Consider the following 1285-nt stretch of genomic DNA (forward strand, 5'->3'; position numbering starts at 1 on the left):
TGAAGTAGTCACGATGAAATCTGACAGTTTAGTTAGATTAGGAGATGCAACCAACTAATCACTAAACCCAGATTCACCATGACTACCCAAGATAAAATAATCAAAACAAAGTTAGGATTACTAAAGTTAGCGAATCATTTAAACAATGTCTCGCAGGCCTGTCGCACGATGGGTTACTCCCGTGACAGCTACTATCGCATTAAAGAGTTGTACGAAACCGGTGGGGAAGCCGCCCTTCAGGAACTCTCTCGTCGCAAGCCCAACCACAAGAACCGGGTAGATCCCGCCATTGAACAGCAGGTCGTCGACATGGCGTATGAGTATCCGGCTTATGGCCAGCAGCGAGCCAGCAACGAGTTGGCCAAGCGAGGGGTTACTATTTCCCCCGGAGGCGTGCGGAGTATTTGGTTGCGCCATGACCTGCAGACCTTTAAGCAACGACTGGCGGCTTTGGAGGCGAAGGTAGCCCAGGAAGGGATTATCTTAACCGAAGCCCAGCTGGTGGCCTTGGAAAAAGCCAAGCAACAAAAAGTAGCGCAGGGAGAAATCGAGACCCATCATCCCGGATACTTAGGGGCCCAGGATACCTATTACGTAGGCACCATTAAAGGCGTGGGACGTATCTACCAGCAAACCTACATCGATACCTATTGCAAGGTTGCTCAGGCTAAGCTGTACACGGCCAAAGATGCCATTACTGCCGCCGATCTGCTCAATGACAAGGTCCTTCCGATGTATGAAGAGCAGGGCATTCGGCTACTGCGTATTCTTACCGACCGAGGCACCGAGTTTTGTGGGAAACTGGAGAATCATCCATTCCAGTTGTATTTAGATCTGGAGGATATTGACCATAGCCGCACCAAGGCCAAATCTCCGCAGACCAATGGAATCTGCGAGCGGTTTCACCGGACGATACAGGAAGAGTTTTACTCGATTGTGTTCCGCAAAAAAATCTTCCGGAGTATTGAGGAGCTACAGGCTGAATTAGACGAATGGATCGGCTGGTATAACACCGAGAGGACCCATTCGGGCAAGTATTGTTACGGCAAAACGCCGTGGGAAACGCTTGAAAGCACCAAACATTTAGCTTTGGAAAAACAGGTGGACGAGTTACCTTGGCAAAACAACAATCGGGTCACCGAAGACGTTATGCAATCGGCTGAATCTGATATTGAGTTAAACGCTGAACAACCAGCTCTGGAAGAGCCAAACTCAGATGAGATTAACCTGACAACTAAAACCAACTTCTAACGGCTGACTGTCAGATCAAGTCGTGGCTATTACA

General features: G+C 48.8%; 1 pseudogene. It reads left to right on the forward strand.

The features are described 5' to 3' along the window. Positions 1 to 78: 78 nt before the first annotated feature. Positions 79 to 1113, forward strand: a pseudogene (locus tag BUB16_RS20990) (IS481 family transposase); the annotation flags it as partial. Positions 1114 to 1285 lie beyond the last annotated feature (172 nt).

It is taken from the genome of Fodinibius roseus, from assembly GCF_900129315.1.
Lineage (GTDB): Bacteria > Bacteroidota > Rhodothermia > Balneolales > Balneolaceae > Fodinibius > Fodinibius roseus.